The following is a 25004-nucleotide window of genomic DNA, read 5'->3' as shown; positions in this document are numbered from 1 at the left end:
AACGGCGTTTGCGCCTCTCGCGCGGCGACCAGAGCCTGGCCAGACCGCCGGCCACCGTGGGACACATGCCCTGACCTCGCACGTGAGGACTTTCTTTACTGCTATCAAGACCGACAGCGCCGATGCCGCCGGCGCGGCAGCGATCGTGCTGGCCGGCGAGGACGTCGGCGACCCCAAGACCGCAGACGGACACACTGAGATGTTGCGCGTGCTGCGGGTAGCCCGCATCAGCGCCGTCCGGGCCCGCGCCAAGGCGTTCAACGCCCCTCAAAGACCTCATCGTCACCGCGCCGGCCAACTTGCGTGAACAGCTCGCCGGTTTGCATAAACTCCATCTCATCGCTGCATGTGCCGACCTGGCCACATCCGGAATCGCCCGTACCCCAGCAGAAGCGGTCACCGTCGCGGTGAAATCGCTGGCCCAGCGTTGTCGGCAACTCGACGCCGAGACCAAGGCATTGGACATCCAGATCGAGGCTCTCACCGCCCAGGCGTGCCCACCGTTGCGTCAGGTGTACGGCGTGGGCCCCGACACCGCCGCTACCCTGCTCGTCGCCCTCGGCGACAACCCGGAACGCATCGGTTCCGACGCCGCGTTCGCCAAACTCTGCGGTGTCTCGCCCATCGAAGCATCCAGCGGCAAAACCGTGCGGCACCGACTTAATCGCGGCGGAAACAGAGACGCCAACCGCGCCCTGCACATCATCTGCGTTGTTCGACTCCGCCGCCACCAATCCACCCGCGACTATCTCGCCCGCCGCATCAGCGAAGGCAGGACCAAACCCGAAATCATGTGCTGCATAAAGAGATACATCGCCCGCGAGATCTACCACGCCGTGCTGCCCACCCGCCAAGAAATCCCCACTCAAACCATTGCCACAACGTAGGAGCATTTGCTATCAACCGGACACTTGCACCACGCCACTGGGTTTGGCCCCGCAAATACCCGTCCGCTGGCTATACTGCGAATCGTTCGTATTCACGCGGAAGGGAGTGCGTCGTATGTCCGCATCGAAGGGAGGCGCCGAGGTTTCGCGGGCGCATCTGGCTGAGCATGAGAAAATGGCGCAGGCGCACTTGCGAGAGCATCGGGAGTTGGCGGACGGCCACCTCGCTGACCTTCGAGCCCTCGCGGATCGGCATCTGGCTGAGCATCGCGCATTCTCTGAACGGAGCGACTTATCCAGTAGCGAGTACGAGTCGTTAGCGGCGCGGCACAGGGACGAGCATCGTAAGCTCACCGAGCGACTGCTGCAAGAGCACCACAGTTTGGCTGATCGACACCTGGCCGAACTGGACGCACTTTGGACACGTCACTCGCACGAACATGCAGATTGAACGGCCCGGTCGAGGTAGATCGGATCTCATCGGCTGCCAACGTCAGTGGTACCCGGGTCCGCTCGTCTGTACCTGACGTGCATTGGTGATGCATTTGAGAAGAGAGAAACTTAGATGTCACCCCAGCACACACACCCTGGAATCGTGGTCGGTGTCGATGGTTCAACATCGTCGATGGTGGCGGTTGAATGGGCCGCGCGCGACGCTGAGATGCGCAATGTCACGCTGAAGGTAGTGCACATCGTGGGACCCGTGGTCGTGGCTAGCGATGGGTGGTCAGATATCCCGGCGCCTGGCGACTATGCGCAGTGGCGCGAAGACCAGGCGCGCCAAGTCGTCGAGCAGGCTTACCAGCTCGCTCTCGCGGCTGGTGTGCCCAGCCGCGCACCGCGGGTCACGACCGAGGTGATACTGCAAGCCCCGATCGTCCCCACCATGGTGGAGCTGTCCAAGCAGGCCGAGATGGTGGTGGTGGGGTGCCGTGGCCAGAGCGCGGTAGCTAGCGCCCTGCTGGGATCGGTCAGCTCCGGGGTGGTGCATCGCGCGCATTGCCCGGTCACGGTCGTCCACGATGAGGACCCGCTCATGGCGCGCTCGCCGCAGGCGCCTGTGGTGGTGGGCGTCGACGGCTCGCCGACCTCGCAGTTGGCCACGGAGATCGCCTTCGATGAGGCGGACCGGCGCGGCGTGGGATTGATCGCGCTGCATGCCTGGAGTGATATGGGTCCAGTCGACTTTGCGAGCATGAACTGGGCGCCTATCGAATGGCGAAATATCCAAGATCAGGAGGAAGAAGTCCTCGCCGAGCGGCTGTGCGGATATCAGGACCGGTATCCCGATGTGGCTGTGCACAAGATTGTGGTGAGTGACCGACCAGCCCCGCGACTGCTCGAACAGGCCCAGACAGCCCAATTGGTGGTGGTGGGTAGTCATGGCCGCGGTGGGTTTCCCGGCATGTTGCTGGGCTCGGTCAGCCGGGCAGTGGTGAACTCGGCGCGCATTCCGGTCATCGTCGCCCGCATGCCCCGGCGCGATTGAGGTGATACTGGTATTAGCAGAACATGGAAGTCTCGACCCGATGCTGCGCAAGTAGATTCAAGGAGGTTGTCAGATCGGCATCGCGCACGCCGAGGCGGCAACCTGGCATCTGCACCACATATTGTTCCCACAATTCGTGTCTAGATGTGCGTGCCGGCTTAGCGCTGGACCGTTCAAGTGGAACAAGCGGCTTCGTCCGTAGTTCACGCCGACCTCATCGATTTCGCTAAGGCTAATCAAGTAGCGCGCTGATTTCGTGACCTCACAGATCGACTGCACGCCCACGCGCGAGGCGATCAGCGTCGAAGATCGTTCGGGATACGTTTGGGTTCAACGAGATTCGAGAATCCGGATGTTTGGGGTCAACGTTGTCCCTTATTCGTGTGGTGCCACGCTACGGCTGGGCCGTGGCGGGAGGCGGTGGTTACCGCGATCAGCAGTAGCAGCGGGATCAGCGCGGGTATCAGCACGTCGGTGAGTGTGAGCTGCCCCAGGTTTCGCCCGCCGGTCAGGATCGCACTGATGACGGTCATGGTGGCGAAGCCAGCCAGCGCGACGCCTAGGAGCACTGCCGTGCGCACGGTCGTCGGCTCACTTTGGTGACGGTGTTGGCTGCGCGGCGGTTGGGTGCCCGGGGCGTCGGGGTTCGTCAGCGAACTCACGTCACGGTACATAAACCGGGCCGTCACCAGCATCGCGGCCACCGTCGCGGCGGTGAACAGCCATCCGCTCAACGCCAGTTGGATGCCGCCGCTGAGCATGTGGCCGCTGGTGCACCCGCCGGCCATCCGGGCGCCGAAGAGCACCAGAAAAGACCCGCCGAAGCATCCGATCGCGCGTCTGACCGTGCTGGGGCCGAACCGGTTGCGCCACGTCGGCGGAACGACCGGGTGAAAGGCGGTGAAGCGCCGGCTGATGAACAGCGCGCAGACGAACCCACCGAAAAACACCCCGACGTCGGTGAACGGCTCCCAGCCGATACTCGCGAAAACCTCTGTGCTGTAGGTGAACTGCGGCAACAGCAGGTGCCCGACCAACCAGGAGTACGTGGTGGACTGGCCGAAGATCTGGTGCAGGAAGATCGCCAGGACCGTGACAGTCGCGACGGCCAACCCGACGGCACTGATGGTGCGCGCGTAGAAGTTGGCGGCGGGTACCTCGCGCGAGGTCAGGCGCTGATACCAGGTGGGGGTGCGTGAGCGCGTCGGATCGACGGCCCCTTCGGCGAGGTATGCCGCGGTGTCGCGCATGAGTACCAGGTCGTGTTCGTCGAGGGGACAGCTCGCCAGGTGCCGAAAACAACTGTGTCTGCCGCCCTGATACCGGGGCAGGAAGTACAGCAGGGTCAGGGCCGCCGCCGCATAGCCGACCGCGACGACGAACGTCGCTAGCCGCGGGATGTGGGCGATGTGCCCGGTGACCACCAGATCCCCGAAGTTCGCTGCGCTGACTAGCCAGTGCCCGGTCGGCGTCTCGTAGAGGACCGTCCAGGCCGCCGCCCCCAGCAGACCGCCGGGAATCGCATAGAGGACGTCGCGGCGGCCTTCGCCGAGGGCGATCCATTCGCTGCCGGGGAAGTAGCCGCTGATGGCCACGCCCACACCGAACAACAGTCCCCCCAACGTCACCCCGTAGACATAGAGCGGCTTGGGCGAAAAATGCATCGCGAACCCCAGGGCGTAGAGCCCGTAGAGCATCACCGCGCCGATCGCGGTGACGAACGCAAAGCAGCCGATGAGCAGGCGGTCCACCAGCCTGGCCGTTCGAATGACGGTTTCGGGATTGCCGATTCCCCACAGCGCGGCGGGAACGCCGAACGCGGCGCCGATCAACAACCCCACCCACAGCGGAGCGGTCACTTCCACCATGGTGATCCATTGTGGCCCAGCCGGCGGCGCGCAAACGCCCGGCCCGGCGGCGATGAAAAATGCGGGGCCGGCGCGGGCTAAAATCTTGCGATGACTCAGCACCGAGGTGTCGATCCCGTCGAACAGGGAATGCTCGGGATGCCCAGACCGCAGGGATGGACGATCGAGCGGATCGTGGCGCTCATGGCGGGAAGCCTGATCCTTGTCACCCTGGGTTTGGGGCATACGCGCTCCCCCCGGTGGCGGATCGTGACCGGCCTTGTCGGGATCAGCCTGCTGCTCGACGCGGCCGTGGGGTGGTGCCCGGCGAGTCTGGTGCTGCATCGGCTGGGGGTTCCGACGGCGGGCGAGCGCGCGTCGGGCATCCACGCCTAGAACACGCCGGCGATGATGCTGGGCGCCGCCCGCCTGGCCGCGGCGCTGCCGTTGGGTTTGTTGGTCGGGTTGTCGCTGGGCGCCCTCGGGGGTGGCGGATCGATTCTGGCGGTGCCGGCGCTGGTCTACGGGGCGGGCGAGACGCCGCACACGGCGACGACGACCTCGCTCATCGTGGTCGGGGCATCCGCCCTGGCCGGGATTTTCGGCCACCTGCCGGCGGGGCGGGTGCGTCTCGGGTGGGGCCTGACGTTCGGGCTCGTCGGCATCGGCGGATCGTTTCTGGGCTCGTTGAGCAGTCAAGCGGTACCCGATGATGTGCTGCTGCTGGCCTTCTCCGGCTTGATCCTGGTCGCTGCGTGGCGCATGCATCGCCGCTCCGGTGAGACGCCGTGCCACGCCAAACAACACACGGCCCCGGCGAGCACCCTCGGCCCGGGTCGGGCGCGGCCGTCGCAAACACCCGAGCACACGCGAATCGTCATCCCCACCGCTGTGCGGGTGGTGATCGCCGGAACCGCGGTGGGGTTTCTCACCGGGTTCTTCGGTGTGGGCGGCGGTTTCGTCGTCGTGCCCGCACTGGTGCTCACCCTGGGCTACGAGATGCCGGTCGCCGTCGGCACCTCGCTGCTCGTGATCGCCATGAGCTCGGCCGAAGGGTTGTTCTTTCGCCTGGAGAGCGGCGACGTCGATTGGGCGGTCGCGTTACCTTTCACCGCGGCAGGGATGGTCGGGGTGCTCCTCGGGGACGTGGTCGCCGCCAAGGTGCCGGCTGCACGGCTCACGTTGTGGTTCGTCTGGCTGATGGTGGCGGTCGCTCTCTACACGGCCGGCGAATCGGCGCTGACGTGATGAACGAACGATAACGGATGCTGACGAAGGGAGATTCACATGGATGACATCGAGGTGCTCACAATCGGCGCGGGTGGGGGCGGCTACCCGGCGGCTTTCCGGCTGGCCGCGGCGGGGCGGCGGGTCGTGATGGTCGATCCCAAGGGAGTGATGAGCGGAAATTGCCTGGCCGAGGGCTGCGTGCCGTCCAAAGCCGTGCGCGAAGTCGCCCATCACCTCCTGCAGCACCGGCGCTTTGGGAAAAACGGGTTGCACGGGGAGGTTCTGGTCGACTATGCCGAGGTTGTCGCCCACAAGGACCAGGTGCAAACCCGCCGCTATGCCCAGCACGACGCGGAACTGCGGGCCGCGCCGAATGTCACCCTGGTGACTGGAACCGCGAGCATCGTCGATCCGCACACCGTGGCCGTGGACACCGGCGAGGGTGCGCGCCGGTTCAGTGCACGCAACATCGTCATCGCCAGCGGGTCAGATATTTCCGTTCCGCCCATACCTGGGATCGGGCTCTGCCTCAACAGCCGCGACCTATATGCTCATCACCCGTCCCTTTCGACGCTGCCGGCCTCCATGCTGGTCATCGGCGGCGGTTACGTGGGTTTGGAGACTGCGTCGTTTTTCTCGGCCTTCGGGGTTCAGGTGACCGTGTTCGAACGGGAGGCTCAGCTGTTGCCCGGGATGGATCCCGACATGGTCGGGCTGCTGGCTGGGCTGCTGGACCCGAATATCGACGTCATTCTGCAGGCCGAGGTGCGGCGGGTCGAACGCACACCAGCGGGCGTGCGGGTGGTGTTCTTCGACGGAACCGCTGAGCAGCACAGGACGGCGCAGGTGGCGTTTCAGGCGCTGGGGCGCCACCCGGTGATTCCGGCGGGGTTGCGGGAGATCGGCGTGGCGGTAGGCGCCCATGGCGTGCAGGTCGATCCCACCCTGCAAACCACTCTCCGCCACATCTACGCCTGCGGTGACGTCAACGGGAAAACTCCGCTGTTCCACGCCGCGGTCCGTCAATCCCTGGCCGCCGCGAACAACATCATGGCCGGTGATCACCGTGCCGATGTCGTGGACTTCCTGTCGACTCCTACGACGGTGTTCACCCTTCCGGCCGCCGCCTATGTGGGTCTGACCCGCACATCCGCGGCGGCGCAGGGCGTCTCCATCCAGGAGGGCGCCTATTCGTTCGCCGAGGACAGCCGGGCGCAGATCTTCGGCGAAACCGGCGGCGAGATCCGGCTGTTCTTCCACCCGGATTCGCTGCGACTGCTGGGTGGTTGGGTCGTCGGCATCGATGCGGGCAACCTCATCGGCCAGATCGGGCTCGCTGTGTCTCGTGGCCTGGACGCCGGGGGCCTCGCCGCCTTCGCCGACCAGCACCCGATGAGTGCCGAGGGCATCTCCCGAGCCGCCCGCAGCCTCTTTTAGCTTCAGCGCTTCTCGCGTCGTCCCCGCCCACCATGGCGGCCGTGAGCACCCCCGGGACCGTGGTGCCCACCGCCGCAACCGTCCCCGCAGCCTTCGCCGCCGCGCCGGCGCCACCCTCGGCCGCCGCCCAGCGGCCGACCTGACAACGCGGCTTCGAAGGCCCTCAGGCCTGAGTTAGGACATTTGGCTTAGTACCCCAGATCGGCGATTCCGAGGTCGGCCAGGATTTTTCGTTGTGACGTGGGGATTTCGGGCGGGAAGGTTTGGGCGGCGCCGTTGATGGTGATGGTGGCGCTGCGCAATGGGCGGAGTTGTTTGACGAGGTTGGCGATGGCCAGGCCGGTGCGGGATTGGATGGCGTGGGAGACGGCCAGGGCGGTGAACACCGATGGTCAGGTGTGCTTCGATCGCGTCGCGCAGGCGGTGAAAGATCGGCCGGGCATTCAGGTCGGTCTTGGACATCCGGAACGACTGCTCGACCCGCCACAGGTCGTGGTAGCTGGCGATGACCTCGGTGGCGGGCATGCGCGTGGCGTCGACGTTGGTGACGTAGCCTTTCAGTCCGACCAGACGGCGTGCCCGTTGCAGGGAGGTCTCATCGAGTTCTCGGGCGCCGTTGTGGACTGTGACGAATCGTGGTGTGCGAGCGGCTTTGTCGCCGGCCACAACCGCGCGGGCCTTGGCTTCCTGCAGGTTCAGCGTCTTGGTGTCGCGCACCGCGCGTTTAGTCGAGTAGGCCCACACTGCCCGCCACGACCTTGAGTGTGTCGTCGGGTTCCAGACGGGTTCGGCTTTGATCTTCGGGTCGCTGCTCTTTGCCGCGGCGGTGCGCTGATCGCGCGGAGTGATGGTGTCGATGACTTGGCCGTCGGTGAAAAGATCGCCGTGCCACCGGAAGTGCGACGCTAGATCATTGGGCGCCTTGGTGACCCTCGATCCGACGATGAACCGCAACCCAGCCTCATCGAGATCACGCAGGTTCGAACTCGACAGCATGCCGGCATCGGCGACGACGACCATGTCGGTGATCTCGTGGCGCGCCTGGAACGCCTTCACGATCGGCACGATGGTCAGCGTCTCGGCCTTGTTGCCTTCGAAGCAGCCGATCTTCAGCGGGAATCCGCGCCGGTCGACCAACAGGCCCACCACGATCTGCGGGTCCACTCGGCGCTCCTTGGAATACCCGACCTTACGGAGGTCGTCTTCCTTCTCGGCCTCGAAATACAGGGTGTTGGGTGGGCCCGGGGCGCGGTGGCGGCATTGCTGCTGCTCCGTTTCCCCGGGCCTCCCGCCGAACCCGCCGTGCGCCTTTCAGCGCAACGGGCTCTCCACGACGATGATGCCGGTTAGGCAGCTATGGTCGGGTCGTAGGGACTGGGGATCTTGCTCCCGCGGTACCAATAGCGTTCGATCCGCACTTTCGTGGGGTCGAACAGGACCGCGCTTGGGGTCGTGATGGTTTTCCAACTGCCGTCAGGACGACGCAGCCATCGTTTGACCTTCGACCAGTTCCAGCGATGCTGCTCGCGCTGCCAGGCCACGAACCTTCGCCACGTGAAGTACCGCAGGAAGGAGAACCGCCGCCCAGCCAGCGCGTGGCGGAAGTAATACGTCCAACCGCGCAGTGCCGCGTTGACCTCGGTGATTACTGCCGTGAGAGGCCGAGGAGACCGGCGGGGGATCAACTGACGAAGGGTCTGCTTGATCGACCGGAACGCCTTATCGGCGATAAAGGTCATGCAGTACCACTTGCCGCCACCTCGACGTTGCTTCCACTGGAGATGAAAGCCGAGGAAGTCGATCCCCTGCTCAAGGTGCGTGATACGGGTCTTGGCCTCAGAAAGTTTGAGGCCCAGCCCGCTGAGCACCTCGGTGACTTGCTCTTTCAAGGCGAGTACGTCGTCCCTGCTGCCGTTGGTCATGATGACGAAGTCGTCGGCGTAGCGCACGATCCGCCAGTTGCCCAATCCGTGGCGAACCCGTTGGCGACGAGCCCCTTGCGTGGCCTGGTCACCCCCGGGCTGCCACGGTTCCATGATCGCCTCGTCCAGAGCGGACAATGCGATGTTGGCCAGCAGCGGTGAGATGATCCCACCCTGAGGCGTTCCGGCATCAGTACCGTCTCGGCAGCCGAGCTCATCGAGCACACCGGCCTTGAGAAACGCGCGTACCAGTGCCACGGTCTTCTTGTCCGCGATCCGTGCCCGCACCCGCGCGAGCAGCACCCGGTGGTCGATATGGTCGAAACATCCTTCGATGTCAGCGTCCAACACCCACCGGTACCCGCGCGAAGCGTAGTAATGGATCTCGGCGACCGCGTCATGGGCTCGCCGCTTGGGCCGGAAACCGTAGGAGACCGGCAGAAAGTCGGCCTCGAAGATCGGTTCCAGCACCATCTTCAACGACTGCTGCACCACCCGGTCGGTCACGGTCGGGATACCCAACGGGCGAGACTTTCCACCCGGCTTGGGAATGAACACCCGCCGCACCGGCGCGGGCCGATACGAGCCGTCGTCGATACCCGCAGCGATCCCAGACAGGAACGCCCCGACCTCGCCGCGCTGTTCGATCTGATGCACTGTCACACCATCAATCCCAGCAGTGCGAGCTCCCTTGTTGCGTGCCACCACCGTCCATGCCATCCATAGGTAGTCCGGGTGTGACACCAGGTTGAACAAGTCCCCGAACCGCGTCGTGCGGTCGGTCTTGGCCCACCGGTGATACTTGATCTGCGTCCGCGCTACCCGCTCCGGTGCAGTGTCTGCCCGAGGCCCGGCGCCGGAGTTCACCGACGCATCTTGCGCCATCGCAGTACCTCCTATCCATGTCGCTGCCGCCCTTCCCGATGTGTCCGGCTCTCCCGGACTCGCAGTACTACGGCGGCTCCGCCAGCCCCCGACCTGATCAGTCGACGACGAACCCAGCCCGACATGCCCACGCTGGCTGCGTATTTCATGCAGGCAAGGCCGGAAGCCTTCCCGTGTTCACTTGTGTTCGCTCACCGAAGGAGGCACCCGGCTATCTGCCTGCGGCACCCACCAGCAGCTACTCCGTAGTACTTCGCCGCCGGCCCCGCCCAGGGAAAGTAACTCGTTCCCCGGACGGTCTGGCTGCCCGTCACTCCGACAGCCAGCTGTCCGCGCCCGCCCCATATCCGCAGGGTTGAAGGCGGTTATACGTCAAGACAGGTGATGACACCGGTTCCTCGCGTATACCTCTTCGGCATTGCTCGCCGCACTCACGCCATCCAGCGGTACTGACGCGCCACGGCTTTGTCAGGGCTGCTCCCACCCACCCGGGCGTCTCCCCGGCCAGGCTGCCCCCAGCTACCAAACCCCTGCTACGGCAGGGGCTTTCGATGCAGGTCTCTCACCTCCATTCGAACAACAAGCGCCTCACGGCGCACGGTGACGTCGTAGAGCACCAGGCTCATATCACCTGTGGTGCAGGCTGTTTGGAAGCACGCGGCGGCGATCTGATCACGGTAACTGCCGGCAGAGGCACGGCGCAGGGTCCGTTTGCGCGTCGATAGCGACGCACAGGTGCGACCTAACTCGGCCAGTACCCGATCGACATCGAGCAGGCTGGTTGGCTCTACCACCCGTGCGATCACCAGATCCCGGAACACCTCATCATCGACTGCATCATCGAAACCCAGATCGGCATACACCCCGGTCAGAACCTCATAGAGCAGCCCGCTGCACGACTTCAAGACCTGAGCTCGGGCCACCAGCTGCCGCGGCGCGGGCTCAGCAGCGGCGTCGCCGAACAGCGTCCCGGCAGGCGGGCCCACCATCTCGGCTTTGACGGCCTTGGGGGTGATGCCCAGGTCCAACTCACGCTGGGCATCATCAGCCAACAACCGCCGAGCCTCCTCGATAAGCAGACCCAGCTCGGCGTCATCGCGGGCCGAGCCCACATGCCGGACGATCCGGCGGCGCCCGTCGACCGATTCGGCGATCTGGACCGCAGTGGAGCCCGAGGCCGTGCGCACCCGCCGAATCCACACCACCGAACGAGCCTATCGAGCCGAATTAGTGCCTAGCGGGCGCACTAACCGCAACCATCATCGCAGGTCAACGCATCAGCACCTTGGTCCGAAGCCGAAAGTGACCCAAGTCAGGTCAACGTCGGTACGGGCGGAACCGACATGACTGAGCACCACGACCCGGCCAGCGTCTTTGCGCGCGACCTGCACCGCCACCGCCCCCGACGCGGTGCGCACTTTCCGGACGTACACCACCGCCCGAACCTACCCGTTTAGTACCCCAAACCGCCCAAACCAGCTAACAAAGCCCCAGGTCAACGCCATATACCAAAAGCTACCGGCCGGTAATGTCCTAACTCAGGCGCAGCCTTCGCCGCCGCGCCGGCGCCACCCTCGGCCGCCGCCCAGCGGCCGACCTGACAACGCGGCTTCGAAGGCCCTCAGGTGATTCTCGGAAGCGGCTCGCAGGTTTTCGTACACTCTCAGGATTGCCGGCTGGTCACTGCCGTCCGCGGCCGCCGACAGGTCGGCGATGTCACCGGTTTCGAGTTCGATCCCGACCGCGCATGCTGCTGCCACCGACGTCAGCCCCCGGGCGAGCCACGTGTCGTAGGCGTCCTGCAGTTCGGTCTCGACGTAGACACCGGCGGGCTGTCCTACCGACGGATCGGGAACGCTGTAGCGCTGGAGCAGTCGCCCGATCGCGTCGTAATGGCGCTGCTCGCTGGTGGCGATGTTGTCGAAGATCGGTACACCCCAAGCCTGGTGGAACCTCTGGTACAAGTCGCGCGCCAGTCGTTCCTCCTCGCGCATCAGCACCAGATCGGCCCGCTCGCCGTCAGACAAGGGATCACCGGCCGCCGCATTCGAGCTTTCGTGGACATTCATCGGATCACCCCGTCCGTGTTCGGGCCACCCGGTAGCCGTCGGAATCGGCTGGGCCTGACGAGTACGAATCCCGCTGCGACCACGGCTATTCCGGAAACCGCCGGTCTCATGGCTGGCCTTCTTCCGAAGCCACGGGCGTCAACTGGCTGGGTTTCGGCCATGGCGAGGGCGCAGGCCGCTTGCGCACGCGCTGTGGCCACCAGAACCAGCGCCCGAGAAGCGCTGCGATGGACGGTGTCATGAATGCGCGCACGATCAGCGTGTCGAACAGCAGCCCGAGGCCGATGGTGGTCCCGATCTGGCCCAGAATCCGCAGGTCGCCGAAAACAAAGGACGACATGGTGGCGGCGAACACCAGCCCGGCAGCGGTCACCACCGAGCCGGAGCCGGCCATCGCACGGATAATGCCCGTGTTCAATCCGGCGCCGATCTCCTCTTTAACCCTGGAGATCAGCACCAGATTATAGTCGGATCCCACCGCTAAAAGCACGATGACGGCCAGCGCAAGCACGATCCAATACAATTCGATACCGAAGATATGCTGCCACACCAGCACGGACAGCCCGAATGAAGCGCCCAACGAAAGCACTACTGTGCCCACGATGACGAGCGCTCCGACCAGACTCCGCGTGACGAACATCATGACGAGCAAGATCAGGCTAAGCGCGGCTATTGCTACGATCAGCAGATCGATCTTGGCGCCGTCTTGGATATCCTTGTAGCTCGCGGCGGTACCGCCGAGATAAATTCTTGCACCCGCCAAGGGAGTGGCCTTCAGGGCTTCATGTGCCGCCTTCTTGATCGGGCCGATGTGTGAGATGCCTTCTGGGGTCGCGGGATCGCCTTCATGGGTGATGATCATGCGAGCAGCCCTGCCGTCCGGGGACAGGAACATTTTCAGGCCGCGCTGGAAATCGGGGTTCTGGAAAGCCGTCGGAGGCAGGTAGAAGAAATCGTCGTTCTTGGCGGCGTCAAAGGCTTGTCCCATGGCGGTCGCGTTCTCGGTCAGAGCCGCCGTCAGGTCGTAGATCCCGGACATGGTGGCGTAGTTGGTCAGCGCCAATTCCCGATTGGTCTGCTGGCTTTCGATCTGGTCGGGTATCAGCGCCACCAGTTTCGGCTGGATCGCATCCAGCTTGGCCAGAGTTTCGGCGAGGCTTTGCAGCTGGCCGCTGAGCCGGTCCAGACCGTCGAGCGCGTCAAAGACGGACCTGAACGCAGCGCAACTGGGGATATCGTAGCAATGCCGTTCCCAGTAGAAATAACTGCGGATGGGCCGAAGGAAATCGTCGAAATTCGCGAGCTTATCTCGCAAAGCGCTCAATGTGGCGGCCGTTTCATGAGTACTTTCGGTCTGCTCGTGGGTCACCGCGGCGAGCTCCTGCTGCAGCGCATACTGCTGTTTCAAGATGTCGATCGTTTTCCCCAGCTCGTCGGCCTGCCTGAGCAGGTCGCCCGCGCGGTCTTGCTGATATGTCAGGTTCAAGACCTGGCCGACGCTTTGCATGCTGACCTGAAACGGTATCGAGCTATGGTCGATGGGCGTTCCCAACGGCCTGGTTATGGTCTGCACCCCCGCGATACCGGGGAGGTGCAAGACGGCTCTGGCCACCCTGTCCAGGATGATCATGTCGGCCGTATTACGCATGTCATGATCCGCCTCGATCATCAGCATTTCGGGATTCAGCCGAGCCGGAGAAAAATGCCGCTCGGCGGCCGCGTAGCCGATATTGGCCGGGGCGGTGGCGGGAATATAGGGCCGAACGTCATAACTTGTCTTGTACGACGGTAGGGCGAGCAGCCCGATGAGGGCTAATGCACACGTCGCGGTAAGAATAGGTCCGGGCCAACGCACGATGGACGTGCCGATCCGCCGCCATAGCCGAGTTCTCATCGTGCGTTTGGGCTCAAGGAGACCGAAACGACTGCCCACGGTAAGCACGGCGGGGGCCAAGGTGAGCGCACCCAAAAGCCCAACAAAGATGCCTAGCGCGGAGGGAACTCCGAGGCTGTGAAAATAAGGCAGCCGGGTAAAAACCAGGCTTAACAGCGCGCCGCCGACGGTCAGGCCCGAGCCCAAAACGACGTGGGCGGTCCCGTAATACATGGTGTAGAAGGCCGTTTCCCGATCCTGCCCGGCCAGCCGCGCCTCGTGATAACGGCCGAGCACAAATATCGCATAATCCGTTCCAGCGGCGATGACCAACAACGTGAGCAGATTAGTCGCGTACACCGAAAGTCCGATGATCCCGGAGTTTCCAAGAAACGCGACAATTCCGCGAGCCGAGGCCAACTCGATAAGCACCGTGAGAAGCACCAGGATCATGGTGACCACAGAACGGTACACAAATAGCAACATCGTCGCGATCACCAGCAGAGTTATCAGGGTGACCTTTATGGTTCCTTTGCCGCCCACGTTCAACTGATCCGCCATGAGCGGGGCCGCGCCGGTTACATATACCTTGACGTCCTTCGGTCGCTGCGTGTGTTCAACAACATCGCGAACAGCCATGACGGACTCGTTCGCACGAGCGTCGCCTTGATTGCCGACAAGATACAGTTGAACATAGGCCGCTTTGCCGTCTGCGCTTTGCACGCCCGCCGCTGTCAGCGGATCTCCCCAGAAGTCTTGGACGTGCTCCACATGCTTGGTGTCCTGTGAGAGCCTGTGCACGAGCGTGTCGTAGAACCGGTGGGCGTCATCGCCGAGGGGCTTATCGCCTTCCAGGACGATCATGGCCGCACTGTCGTAGTGATACTCGTGGAACACTCGGCCAATATGTCTCATCGCCTGCATCGATGGCGCATCTGCGGGAGTCAGCGGCACATTCTGTTCCTTTCCGACCTCCTCCAATCGCGGGACCGCAACACTCGTCACGACAGCGATGCCCACCCAGAGCAGCAGAATCGGTACCGAAAGCCGACGGATGGTATGCGCCAAGAAGGGCCGCCGCACGCGATGGTCGCTCATGACGACTTGTCCAGGCAGAAGGTATAGGCGTTCACCTTGGTGACCGTCCTTTCGTCTTTGACCACACCGTTGACGGTGATGCGACAGCCGATGGAATCGCTGTCACCCTGCGCCACCACGTTGGCGAAGACCGCGGGCTGAGTCGTCCTTATCGAGTACGACCACGGCAGCGTCATGTTGAGGGCCTTCTGCGGCTGAGCATTGACATCCAGGTAGTTGATGGTCGCCACGGTCCCGGGCGCGCCAAAGACCTCAAGGACCACTTCCTTAGGATTGAAGGCGACGATCTCATTCGAGATGCCGCTGCCGGCCGAAGCCTGGTTGTGCGAGCCGAAGACACCGTGCAACCGGTAGATGCTGAACCCCGCAACCGCGACGACGACCACGGCGACCAGCAGCATCCACCCTCGTCTGACCAGGGCGCTAGCTGAAAATCCCTTCACCCGTTAGCCTTTCGATGACGAGTCGCACCATCGCTCTCGCGAGGCCATCGCCGCGACCAACGGTGCCCACCGCGGGAAGGGTGATCTCCAGGACGGCTCCCTCATGCAGCGTAGGGCCCCGAGTCTGGTCGGGTGAAGTGCTGCTGGGCACGAAGACGAAAACCTTTCGTGTGGTGCGAACACCAACACAATGACCGGGTCGGCATAGAATATCAACTGTAATGAATTCTTCGGGCCCTCGGGGACGCAGAGCCGGCAAACCCGATACTCGCAACCAGATCCTCAACGTGGCCCGCCGACGGTTCCTGGAGGGCGGATATCAGGCCGTCACCCTACGATCCGTCGCCGCCGAGGCGGGTGTTGACCTCGCCCTGATCAGTTACCACTTCGGCGCGAAGAGAGGGCTGATCAGCGAAGCCCTCGCCTTGTCGGCCAACCCCGCCGACGTCATCGACCGAGTTGCCGCCGAGGGCGATCCCGCCACATTTGCCCAGCGCACCTTGCAAGGACTACTTGCACTGTGGGAAGAGCCTGATAGCGGCGCGCCGCTGCGCGCGTTGATAGCCGGTGCCGCCCACGACGCGGCGCTGGCAAGTCTGGTGAAGGAGATGGTGGAACGGGAAATGATCGACAAGGTCGCAACCCGGATAGGCGGAGCAGACGCCCACAAACGGGCCGCCGCCTTCTGCGGGCAGATCGCGGGCCTAGTCGTGACGCGCTACATCCTGCATCTCGAACCGGTCTGCTCTATGACGCATGATGAATTAATCCGCCTCTACACTCCTTTGCTGCGCCTCGCGTTGAAGCCAGCCACTCCCGCGCACGGTGGCGTCCGCTGAGCACCGGTGGTGGCCTTTTTTCACCGGGAACCCGCCCGCCGCCCGCGTCCCGGCCGACTCATCCCGCAGACGCTCGGTGCCGGCCACTGCTGGACGCCGTCGCCAACGCCGCGGTCACCATCGCAAGGCTGGAGTTTGTCCATCCCGCAGCGGTTTTGACCGACCTGGCGGCGCATCACCTGACCCGGTAGCCGCAGCGTGCACTGGGCGCGGTCCAAGTCCTCACCATCGACAGACCGACGCGAGACCGCGCACCGATCTAAGTCTAAGGTGTGAATCAGTCCCAGCACTGCTGGTGACCGGGAGGTGGGATGAATGCGCACACCGATACTCGTCGCCTCTGTTCTGCCAGCGGACTTTTCAGAACTCGGCCAGCAAGTCAAGCAACTGGAGAAGGCGGGCGTCGACCGGATCCAATGGGACGTGATGGACGGCCGATTCGTGCCCAACTTGACATTCGGGCCCGACGTTATCGCCGCCAGTCGCAGGCATGTGGGCCTCGGCTTTGAAGCGCACCTGATGGTCGACGATCCAGACCCGATGCTGCCGAGATGGGTCGAAGCAGGTTGCGAGATCGTTATCGTGCACGCCGAGTCGACTCGGCACCTACCTCACACACTTTCTGCGATTCGCGATCTGGGCGCGCGGGCCGGTGTCGCACTGAATCCCGCCACACCGATGCAGGCGGTGACAAACGTGCTGCACTTGTCCGACCTACTACTGGTGATGACGGTCGCCCCGGGCTTCGGCGGCCAGCAGTATCTAGCGGCGATGGAACCAAAGATCGCCGCGGCCCGCGCCGAAATCGACCGCCGCGGTTTGGAAGTCGAGCTGGAGGTAGACGGCGGAATCAACGCCGCGACGATCGGGGCCGCCGCACGCGCCGGCGCAACAGTCTTCTGCGCAGGCTCGGCGTTGTTCAACGGGCCGGGCACGATGGCCGACCGCGTTGCGGCGCTGCGCGAGGCGGCGGCCGCCGGGATGAAACACAATTGAGCATCGCGCCTGCGACCACCAGCCGTCGGCGTCCCATGCGTTGAGGATCGGATTTATCTAGTCAGCCACGTTAAATGTGTTGACAAGTAGCGGCTGTCGCCCAAAGATCCCCCCCGCGCGCCAGTGAGGGGGACCCCTTTGGTGGCGAATGTCCGATGCCATGTCGTTGCCGATTCTTCCTTGCCCGAACACCGGGCAACAGAGCCGCATTACGACTGGACCACTACGACGGGCTCACCTCACAATGGCTAAGCTAGCCGCCTCCACCGCTTCGGGCATGACCGCCGATGCGTGCCGCGCGGTCTACAACACCGGTTTGGAGCAGCGCCTGAACTACGCGGTGATTGGCGTAGGCATTCGGACGTGCGTTGGGTAGCCACGATTTTGCGGTGTTGGAGGCGGCCAGGGGACCATCGGATAGCAGTGAGGTGTCACACGCCCGATCGTTACGCACCGTCTTTAACCCGGATAGCGGAGTCGATCTCGTCGGCGGGGATCTGTTTGGTGCAGAAGAACCAGTCTTCGCATTCGACGCCTTCGACGTGGTCCTCCATTCGTTGCTTCGCGGTGCCGCACGAGCCTGCTGGGGGCACGATCACTGGGTCGCCGGGGCGCCAGTCGGCGGGCGTTGCGACGTGGAAGTGATCGGCCGTCTGTAGCGCCTTGACAATGCGCAGCAGCTCGTTGAAGTTGCGGCCGAGGCTTTGCGGGTAGTAGATGACGGTCCGGATCACACCCTTGGGGTCGATGACGAACACCGCGCGCACCGCCTTGGTGGTGTCCTCGCCCGGCATGACCATCCCGTACTTCTGGGCGATCGCCATTGACACGTCCTCGATGAGCGGGAAGGTGACCTCGACGTCGTGCATGTCGCGGAAGGCGATCTTGTCCTTGATCGTGCGCAGCCAGGCGATGTGGCTGTAGAGCCCGTCGACGGACAAACCCACCAGCTCGGTGTTGTAGGAGGCGAACTCCTCTTGCATCGTGGCGAACGTCATGAATTCACTGGTGCACACCGGTGTGAAGTCCGCCGGATGGGAAAAGAAGATAACCCATTTGCCGGCGTAGTCGGCAGGAAAGTTGATCTCACCCTGGGTGGTGACGGCAGTGAAGGCCGGGGCCGGGTCGCCGATGCGGGGCATGCCGGTGACAGGAACGGGGGCGAGACTCTCGGTGACGGTCATCGTGGTAATCCTTCCGTGGCCGGGGTGATACCACCTACAACAAATACCCGTAGGGGTATATTCCCGGGGCTTTGGTCCCGCACGTCACCTTCGCAGTCGCGAAGGCGATTCCTGTTGCAGCCCAACCGATATCGGGTCCCTATGGGTGCAGACCCGCGTGGAGCGCGGATTCATCGGCCACGTCGCGACGGCGGCTGACGTGGGCTTCGGCGCGGAGCCGTTCGACCATGTGGGGGTAGTGCAGTTCGAACGCCGGGCGTTCGGAGCGGATGCGGGGCAGCTCGGTGAAGTTGTGCCGCGGCGGCGGGCAGCTGGTTGCCCATTCCAGCGAGTTGCCGTACCCCCACGGGTCATCGACGGTGACGGGCTCGCCGTAGCGCCAGCTGCGGAACACGTTCCACACGAACGGAAGCATCGATACACCTAGGATGAACGCCCCGATCGTCGAGATGACATTCAATGTGGTGAAGCCGTCGGTGGGCAGGTAATCGGCGTAGCGGCGCGGCATGCCGTTGTTGCCCAGCCAGTGCTGCACCAAGAATGTGGTGTGAAAACCGATCAGCGTCAACCAGAAGTGCAGCTTGCCCAGCCGCTCGTCGAGCAGCCGACCGGTCATCTTCGGAAACCAGAAGTAGACGCCGGCGAAGGTGGAGAACACGATGGTGCCGAACAGCGTGTAGTGGAAGTGCGCGACCACGAAATAGGTGTCGGTGACGTGGAAGTCCAGCGGCGGGCTGGCCAGCAGCACGCCGGTCAGGCCGCCCAGCAGGAAGGTGACCAGGAATCCGATCGAGAACAACATCGGCGTCTCAAAGGTCAGCTGGCCCTTCCACATGGTGCCGACCCAGTTGAAGAATTTGATCCCGGTCGGCACCGCGATCAGATACGAGGTGACGGCGAAAAACGGCAGCAGCACGGCACCGGTGGCGAACATGTGATGCGCCCACACCGCCGCCGACAACGCGCCGATGGCGAGAGTGGCATACACCAGGGTGGTGTAGCCGAAGACCGGTTTGCGGGAAAACACCGGCAGGATCTCGGTGACGATGCCAAAAAACGGCAGGGCGACGATGTAGACCTCGGGGTGTCCGAAGAACCAGAACAGATGCTGCCACAACAGGACTCCGCCGTTGGCCGGGTCGTAGATGTGTGCGCCCAGGTGCCGGTCGGCGGCCAGCCCGAACAGCGCGGCGGTCAGCAACGGGAAGGCGATCAGCACCAGCACCGACGTCACCAGGATGTTCCAGGTGAAGATCGGCATCCGAAACATCGTCATCCCGGGTGCGCGCATGCACACCACGGTGGTGATCATGTTGACCCCGCCCAGGATCGTGCCCAGCCCGGCGACGATCAGTCCCATGATCCACAGGTCGCTGCCGGCGCCGGGTGAGTGGATGGCATCTGAGAGCGGCGTGTAGGCGGTCCAGCCGAAGTCGGCGGCTCCGCCGGGGGTGATGAAGCCCGCGATGGTGATCAGGGCGCCGAACAAGAACAGCCAGTAGGAGAACGCGTTCAGCCGGGGGAACGCGACGTCGGGGGCGCCGATCTGCAGCGGCAACACCAGGTTGGCGAAGCCGAACACGATCGGGGTGGCATACAGCAGCAGCATGATGGTGCCGTGCATGGTGAACAGCTGGTTGTACTGCTCGTTCGACAAGAACTGCAGACCCGGCGCGGCCAGCTCGGCGCGCATGAACAGCGCCAGCAGCCCGCCGACGAAAAACAGCGCATAGCAGGTGACGACATACATGATCCCGATCATCTTGTGATCGGTCGTCGTCACCAGCTTGTAGAGCAGCGTCCCCTTCGGGCCCAACCGGGCCGGAAACGGGTGGCGCGCTTGCAGCGAAGCAACAGAGCGAGCCTCTACAGTCATCAGCACTCCTGCCGATCGGACCGGTCTTGAACGGGCAGCTCCTCATTCGGGACAATTACCCCACGACTCTACCCCGGATAAGGCCGGAGTTGAAGGGCGGCGCAGCCGCCGTGACTATGCCCCCTGGGGTATGCGAAGATATCAGACACAGTGCTGGGAAGCGGTGGAAAATGCCAACAGCGCGCTCCACTGGCAAGGAGGTGCAGCGCGATGCCGCCATGGCGATTGCGCGACTTTCACGACGACGACCTTGATCAGGCGATCTTGGTGTGAGACCGGAGCCGCCACCCCGGCGACCCGCCGCCGGCCTTTCCGATCTCCGAGGTGGTGTCGGCAGCCAGGTCAGGACGGCCCGCGGTGGTCGCCGTCGTGGGCGACGAGTTGGTCGGTATTGCGGTCGTCGAATTCCACGGCGAACGGGCGTGGATTTCGCTCCTTGGCCTCAACAACCGGTGGCGCAATCGGGGCGTCGGCAGCGCGCTTCTGGGCGAGCTCGAATTGCGCTTGCGCGCGCTCGGCGCACGACGTGTTGGCGCGTTGCTGCCGGCGGAGGCGACCGGCGCGGCGGCGCTGCGCAACTCCGGTTACCGCGAGCGGACCGATCTGTCGTTCTTCGAAAAGGTCGACACCGTCGGCTCCTCGGACGCGGGTCTGCTGGCCGAACTCGGCGCCCAGACGATGCCCTGCGGCCTGTGGAACGCGATGGGGGGGATGGAATCGGAGAAAGAGATCGTGGAGCGGCGGATCGTGCTGCCACTGACCGAGCCGGACATCGCCGAAAAATACGGTGTCTCACCGCCGAAGGCGGTCATCTTGTTCGGGCCCCCGGGAACCGGCAAGACCAGCTTCGCCAAAGCCGTCGCAGGTCGGCTCGGCTGGCCGTTCGTCGAACTCCTGCCGTCGCGTCTGGCCGCACCAGACGTCGCTCTGGCGAGCGCCCTGCGAGAGGCATTCGTGACGCTGATGGAACTGGAAGCCGTGGTGGTGTTCATCGATGAAGTCGAGGAAATCGCGGGATCACGCTCGGGTGAGCGCTGCGATCCGGCGCACGGCGTCACCAACGAGCTGCTCAAATTGATACCCGCGTTTCGCCAGCGCGACGACCGGCTGCTGATCTGCGCGACGAACTCGGTGCGCTCGCTGGATTCGGCGTTTTTGCGACCCGGACGATTCGACTACATCATCCCGATCGGACCTCCGGACGCGACGGCGCGAGCCGCGATCTGGGCCAGATATCTCGGGCCGGCCGCCGATTCGGTCGATATCGACGAACTCGTCGCGGCCAGCGAGATGTTCACTCCGGCCGATATCGAGTTCGCTGCGCGCAAGGGCGCGCAATGTGGGTTCGAGCGAGAGATCGAATTCAACCGTGGCGAGCCGTCCCGCACCGAGGACTACCTCGCGGCAATAGCCGAGACCCGGCCCTCGCTGACCGAGGCGGTGCTCGCCGAGTTCACTGAAGACATCCACCAGCGGACCCGGCTCTGACACCCCCGCCAGACGGGCGCGCGCCGGCACGGTCTCGTCACGAAGCCACATTCCGTGCATAAACACCGCTGAGGTCACTGTCGCGGTGGATGCGGGTCGCTCGTCGACTCATCCGGCATGTCGAGGCCGTCGGTGAATGGGTGCCTCGTTGCGTCAACCCTCGAGCCGATCCAGCGGCACCCCGCAACTCACCCCCACGCCTTCCATCGCCTCTTCGAGCGGTACGTCGAGGGCACTGGCCACCGTGGTCGTGTAGCGCATCAACGCGACCGAGGCCACAATCTCCACGATCTGGGCATCGGTCCATCCGAGTGCTCGTAGGTTGTCGGTCATCTCGTCCGTGACTCCGGCCGGACGACGGCCGACCATCCGGGCGAAGTCCACTGCGGCGTTCTCCTTGTCGGTCAGACGGGGAGACGGTGTGCCTTCGATAAGCTCCACGCACTCCTGGCGGCTCCACTTCTTGCCCATCAGGGCGATCATGTGGGCCGCGGTGCAGTATTCACATTCGACCTCATAGGCGGTCACCGCGAAGAACACGCGCTTGAGTTCTTCGCGGATGCTCCCTTCCATCGCCGTACTCAGGCTCAGGGTCCACAACGCGTCTGTGGTCTCGGGCAGGTAATTCAGTCCCCGCTGCAGGCCGGGCACCATCTTGTAATACGCCTTCACCCTCTCGAAGACCTCACGGGTCCGTCCCTGAGCCTGGTCGGGGTCGATCAGGTTGATCCGCGCCATCACTGCCTCCTTAGGTTTGTTGGTTGATGTCGGTCATGCGCGCAGCTCGCGGTCCGGTCTCCACCGGCCGGCCGGAGTCGGCGCCCCATTCCATCCATGAGGCGTCGTAAAGGGCGGCGTTCTCGTGTCCCATGACGTGGAGCGCGAAGAGGGCGAAGGCCCCGAACACGCCACCGCCGCAGTAGGTGATGACACGGCGAGACGGCGCCAGCCCCACCGGCTCCCACAGCCGGGCCAGTTCGGTGGCGGACAGCAAGCGATGGGTGACCGCGTCCACGTGGGACGGCGCCGGCACGTTGTGGGCGGTCGGGATATGACCGGCCCGGTGGGTCGGGTACAGGCGAGCGGCACCGGTGTAGAAAATTTCCGGTAACGCGTCGACGATGCAGACGTCGTCGCGGCCGATGGCGTGGGCCACTTGATCGCCGTCGACCCGAAGCCCGGGTCGCACCCGCACGGTGAACGTCGCCGACGGAGGTTCGGGGATCTCGCTGTCGAGCGGGAATCCCTTCGCCTGCCAGCAGGTGAAACCACCGTCGAGCAGCATGACGGCGTCGTGGCCGTAGTAGCGCAGAGCCCACCACAGCCGGGCAGCCCAGGTTCCCCCTTGGCTGTCGTAGACCACCACCGTGGTCTCGTCGCCGATCCCGAGGCGACCCATCAATTCCTCGAACCGCTCCGGCGGCACCACCACGGACGGGTCATCGTGATCCGAGAGGTCGCTCATCACGTCGACGAACACCGCGCCCGGAATGTGGGCCTCACGATAGGCGTCCCGCTCCCCGGAGCCGACCAGCGTTCCTTGGGCAGCAGCCCGGATGGCGAAGCGGGCGTCCACCACCCGGACCGACGGATCGTCGAGATGCTCGGCGAGCCACTCGGGCGTGGCCAGGGCCTCAGGATTCCGGTAGGCCACGGTATCGGCCATCAGTTTGCTCCCGCCTGCACGTGGAGACTGTCCTTGGGTGTTCCCCGGCCCGCTGCGCCGGCCTTCTCAGCCACCATCGGTCGGACTCGCAGGATGCCGATCTGCAACCGGGGAACGGTAACGGCCGCACCGGCGCGGTCCATGCGAAGTCCAGACCGGCTGGTACGGATGGTCCAGTACTGAACACCGGGATCACGGAGCTTGGACACGCTGGTCTCTAGTCGATAGACGCAAGGGATGCTCCTGGGAGCTTGCAACGCTATTCGATGATTGTCAATATCTTGATATGCCAATTTCTCGGGATACCCCGATTGCCGAAGCTGCGGCACCTGCAGCGGCGAGGACCGAGGACACGAGCCCCTGTCCGCCGCTGGACCAGGCGATGTCCCGCGACGAGGCCGAACGGATTGCCAAGCTGTTCAAGGCCCTGGCTGACCCGACCAGAGTCCAACTCCTCGGATTGCTCAGAGGCAGACCGGGCGGGGAATGCGGCTACGACATGACCGGCCCACTCGGTATCTCCCAACCGAGCGTGAGTTACCACGTGAAGGTCCTTCACGAGGCAGGCCTGGTCACGCGGGAGCGTCGCGGAAGCTGGGTCTTCTACCGCATCTGTGAAGAACGGCTGGCCGAGATCCGCCGGGTGGCGGGGCTAACCTCGCCGGGCACCACTACCTGAGGGGAGCCGATCAAGGAGTCACGACCGGACCGCGCCTGGACTCCTTGGCGGCGGCGTGTCGCAGTGCTAAATCCGCCGACATCGTTAAGCTGAACGCCGGTCAACACCGTTGTAGGAGCTGGAGCCGTGTTACGCCGATACTTGCTTCGGCAATGTGTTGTGCGACGCGAAGCCGTCGACGCGAACGGGCCGCGCGGCAGCGCTGAGGGCGCATTTCCAGTTCTGGAGCCTCGTCACCAAGTCGAGCTGCACAACCTCACCGGCCGCATTGTTGAATGCCCGTTCGGGAGATCAATCGAACCCCGGGCGGATCGGTTGATCCCCTGCGGCGCATCCCCCCGCCTAGCGACGCGCGCGCCACCACGTCCAAGGGGATACATTTCCGACGTGTTAGCAACGTGAGATGACTTTGCCGTTTGTGGCTGACCGCCACGCATCGGGTGCGGGCGTATTCCGCACGTCGACGACGGTCCAGTGTCATGTCGCCGCCGACCTATGGCACGACCCAATCAAGGTCGAACGCGTTACCGATCGCGTCTGCAAGAGCCGACTCCTGCGACGCGAGTAGATAGCCGATCTGCCGACCAAGGTCGACCACCGGGATCGTTTGGATGTTGTCGCAACTGACGACGGACGGTTGATTCAATCCGTTCGCAGCGCCTACCGGGACTTCGGTGGACAGGCCTCGGACGGTCGATGTAATTGGAGCAACGGTGACGTTGGTCAGATGCGGCCGCACGAGTTCGCGGGTGAGGATCAGGACAGGTCTGGACTTATCGAGCAGGGCGATATGGATGGGTCGCATCAGTCGATATCGAGGATGGTGCGAGCAGATCGGCCGGCCAGCGCGTCCATCTCAGTCGGCGCTGACGCGGTCGCAGCGAGGATCACCGCGTCGCGTTCAGCGAGGCGACGGCGACGTTCCCGCTCCAGCGCCCGTAGCACGACAGCCGCTCGACTGCGGGCATGTTGGCCGCGAACTTCGTCATCGATGAAAGCGATGAGGTCGTCGGGCACGCGGACGGCAATTTGTGTGCTCACTTCACCGATGGTACCGGATTGGTATGCATTCCGGGGGTTGATTGTGTTGCCGGGT

General features: G+C 64.1%; 21 protein-coding genes and 2 pseudogenes. 10 read left to right on the top strand and 13 right to left on the bottom strand.

All coding sequences use genetic code 11. The annotated features are described in order from the left end of the window. Positions 1 to 82: 82 nt before the first annotated feature. The 3 genes from K3U94_RS00620 (at position 83) to K3U94_RS00610 (ending at position 2376) form a co-directional block, all read left to right on the top strand. Positions 83 to 307 (top strand): hypothetical protein, encoded by a 225-nt coding sequence (locus K3U94_RS00620; protein ID WP_220695274.1) that lies wholly within the window; start codon positions 83 to 85, stop codon positions 305 to 307. Next, a complete protein-coding gene (locus tag K3U94_RS00615; RefSeq protein WP_220695273.1) occupies positions 300 to 887 on the top strand; it encodes a transposase in 588 nt (195 codons plus the stop codon). The genes K3U94_RS00620 and K3U94_RS00615 overlap by 8 nt, the downstream gene beginning before the upstream one ends. A gap of 565 nt (positions 888 to 1452) precedes the next feature. Further along, positions 1453 to 2376 carry a universal stress protein gene (locus K3U94_RS00610; protein WP_220695272.1) on the top strand — a complete coding sequence of 308 codons (924 nt, stop codon included), beginning with the start codon at positions 1453 to 1455 and terminating at the stop codon, positions 2374 to 2376. 362 nt (positions 2377 to 2738) lie between these two features. On the opposite strand, the gene K3U94_RS00605 is transcribed toward K3U94_RS00610, so the two are convergent. Continuing rightward, positions 2739 to 4235, bottom strand: coding sequence for a YeeE/YedE thiosulfate transporter family protein (locus K3U94_RS00605; protein ID WP_220695271.1), 1497 nt, complete (start codon positions 4233 to 4235; stop codon positions 2739 to 2741). A 99-nt stretch (positions 4236 to 4334) separates the two neighbouring features. On the opposite strand from K3U94_RS00605, the gene K3U94_RS00600 reads away from it, so the two are divergent. The 3 genes from K3U94_RS00600 to K3U94_RS00590 are packed head-to-tail and all read left to right on the top strand — an operon-like array spanning position 4335 to position 6890. Further along, positions 4335 to 4619: a YgaP family membrane protein gene (locus K3U94_RS00600; protein ID WP_230987330.1), complete on the top strand. Its 285-nt coding sequence runs from the start codon at positions 4335 to 4337 to the stop codon at positions 4617 to 4619. Between the two features lie 12 nt (positions 4620 to 4631). After that, positions 4632 to 5471: a sulfite exporter TauE/SafE family protein gene (locus K3U94_RS00595; RefSeq protein WP_230987329.1), complete on the top strand. Its 840-nt coding sequence runs from the start codon at positions 4632 to 4634 to the stop codon at positions 5469 to 5471. A gap of 39 nt (positions 5472 to 5510) precedes the next feature. Further along, positions 5511 to 6890 (top strand): dihydrolipoyl dehydrogenase, encoded by a 1380-nt coding sequence (locus tag K3U94_RS00590; protein WP_220695270.1) that lies wholly within the window; start codon positions 5511 to 5513, stop codon positions 6888 to 6890. A gap of 188 nt (positions 6891 to 7078) precedes the next feature. On the opposite strand, the pseudogene K3U94_RS00585 reads toward K3U94_RS00590, so the two are convergent. The 6 genes and pseudogenes from K3U94_RS00585 to K3U94_RS00560 all read right to left on the bottom strand — a co-directional run. Next, positions 7079 to 8120: pseudogene (locus tag K3U94_RS00585) on the bottom strand (IS1634 family transposase); the annotation flags it as partial. A gap of 116 nt (positions 8121 to 8236) precedes the next feature. Beyond that, complete coding sequence (gene ltrA, locus K3U94_RS00580; RefSeq protein ID WP_220695269.1) at positions 8237 to 9697, bottom strand: group II intron reverse transcriptase/maturase; 1461 nt, start codon at positions 9695 to 9697, stop codon at positions 8237 to 8239. Positions 9698 to 10296: 599 nt separating this feature from the next. Next, positions 10297 to 10902: pseudogene (locus K3U94_RS00575) on the bottom strand (IS1634 family transposase); the annotation flags it as partial. A 333-nt stretch (positions 10903 to 11235) separates the two neighbouring features. Further along, positions 11236 to 11766: a ferritin-like domain-containing protein gene (locus K3U94_RS00570; protein ID WP_220695267.1), complete on the bottom strand. Its 531-nt coding sequence runs from the start codon at positions 11764 to 11766 to the stop codon at positions 11236 to 11238. A 106-nt stretch (positions 11767 to 11872) separates the two neighbouring features. Beyond that, positions 11873 to 14737: an MMPL/RND family transporter gene (locus K3U94_RS00565; protein ID WP_220695266.1), complete on the bottom strand. Its 2865-nt coding sequence runs from the start codon at positions 14735 to 14737 to the stop codon at positions 11873 to 11875. Continuing rightward, on the bottom strand, positions 14734 to 15180 hold the full coding sequence (locus K3U94_RS00560; RefSeq protein ID WP_275564538.1) for an MmpS family transport accessory protein: 447 nt from the start codon (positions 15178 to 15180) through the stop codon (positions 14734 to 14736). Before K3U94_RS00560 ends, K3U94_RS00565 begins: the two co-directional genes overlap by 4 nt. Before the next feature lie 221 nt (positions 15181 to 15401). Here K3U94_RS00560 and K3U94_RS00555 point away from each other — a divergent pair, with 221 nt between their 5' ends. Both K3U94_RS00555 and rpe read left to right on the top strand, forming a co-directional pair. Next, positions 15402 to 16019 carry a TetR/AcrR family transcriptional regulator gene (locus K3U94_RS00555; RefSeq protein ID WP_067972353.1) on the top strand — a complete coding sequence of 206 codons (618 nt, stop codon included), beginning with the start codon at positions 15402 to 15404 and terminating at the stop codon, positions 16017 to 16019. Positions 16020 to 16334: 315 nt separating this feature from the next. After that, the gene (gene rpe / locus K3U94_RS00550) at positions 16335 to 17015 is read left to right on the top strand and encodes a ribulose-phosphate 3-epimerase (protein ID WP_220695264.1); all 681 of its coding nucleotides are present in this window, start codon (positions 16335 to 16337) and stop codon (positions 17013 to 17015) included. 446 nt (positions 17016 to 17461) lie between these two features. On the opposite strand, the gene K3U94_RS00545 is transcribed toward rpe, so the two are convergent. Both K3U94_RS00545 and ctaD read right to left on the bottom strand, forming a co-directional pair. After that, the gene (locus K3U94_RS00545) at positions 17462 to 18199 is read right to left on the bottom strand and encodes a peroxiredoxin (RefSeq protein WP_434084890.1); all 738 of its coding nucleotides are present in this window, start codon (positions 18197 to 18199) and stop codon (positions 17462 to 17464) included. 139 nt (positions 18200 to 18338) lie between these two features. Continuing rightward, entirely contained in the window at positions 18339 to 20075 is a 1737-nt protein-coding gene (ctaD, locus tag K3U94_RS00540) for an aa3-type cytochrome oxidase subunit I (protein WP_220695263.1), read from the bottom strand. Positions 20076 to 20399: 324 nt separating this feature from the next. Between ctaD and K3U94_RS00535 the strand changes: the two genes are divergently transcribed. Continuing rightward, a complete protein-coding gene (locus K3U94_RS00535) occupies positions 20400 to 21563 on the top strand; it encodes an ATP-binding protein (RefSeq protein ID WP_230987328.1) in 1164 nt (387 codons plus the stop codon). A 153-nt stretch (positions 21564 to 21716) separates the two neighbouring features. Here the strand turns inward: K3U94_RS00535 and K3U94_RS00530 are convergent, their stop codons facing one another. Together K3U94_RS00530 and K3U94_RS00525 are read right to left on the bottom strand one after the other, a co-directional pair. Beyond that, positions 21717 to 22301, bottom strand: a complete 585-nt coding sequence (locus K3U94_RS00530; protein ID WP_220695262.1) for a carboxymuconolactone decarboxylase family protein — start codon at positions 22299 to 22301, stop codon at positions 21717 to 21719. A 10-nt stretch (positions 22302 to 22311) separates the two neighbouring features. Then, positions 22312 to 23229 (bottom strand): sulfurtransferase, encoded by a 918-nt coding sequence (locus K3U94_RS00525; RefSeq protein WP_220695261.1) that lies wholly within the window; start codon positions 23227 to 23229, stop codon positions 22312 to 22314. 382 nt (positions 23230 to 23611) lie between these two features. Between K3U94_RS00525 and K3U94_RS00520 the strand changes: the two genes are divergently transcribed. Continuing rightward, positions 23612 to 23908 (top strand): ArsR/SmtB family transcription factor, encoded by a 297-nt coding sequence (locus K3U94_RS00520; RefSeq protein WP_220694754.1) that lies wholly within the window; start codon positions 23612 to 23614, stop codon positions 23906 to 23908. Positions 23909 to 24401: 493 nt separating this feature from the next. Here K3U94_RS00520 and K3U94_RS00515 read toward each other — a convergent pair whose 3' ends face one another. Both K3U94_RS00515 and K3U94_RS00510 read right to left on the bottom strand, forming a co-directional pair. After that, a complete protein-coding gene (locus K3U94_RS00515) occupies positions 24402 to 24713 on the bottom strand; it encodes a type II toxin-antitoxin system PemK/MazF family toxin (protein ID WP_220695260.1) in 312 nt (103 codons plus the stop codon). Then, positions 24713 to 24949: a YlcI/YnfO family protein gene (locus tag K3U94_RS00510; RefSeq protein WP_275564537.1), complete on the bottom strand. Its 237-nt coding sequence runs from the start codon at positions 24947 to 24949 to the stop codon at positions 24713 to 24715. Before K3U94_RS00510 ends, K3U94_RS00515 begins: the two co-directional genes overlap by 1 nt. Positions 24950 to 25004 lie beyond the last annotated feature (55 nt).

The organism is Mycolicibacter heraklionensis, assembly GCF_019645815.1.
GTDB lineage: Bacteria > Actinomycetota > Actinomycetes > Mycobacteriales > Mycobacteriaceae > Mycobacterium > Mycobacterium heraklionense.
Note: the sequence above shows the minus strand (reverse complement) of the source record. Positions and strands in the feature narration are given on the sequence as shown.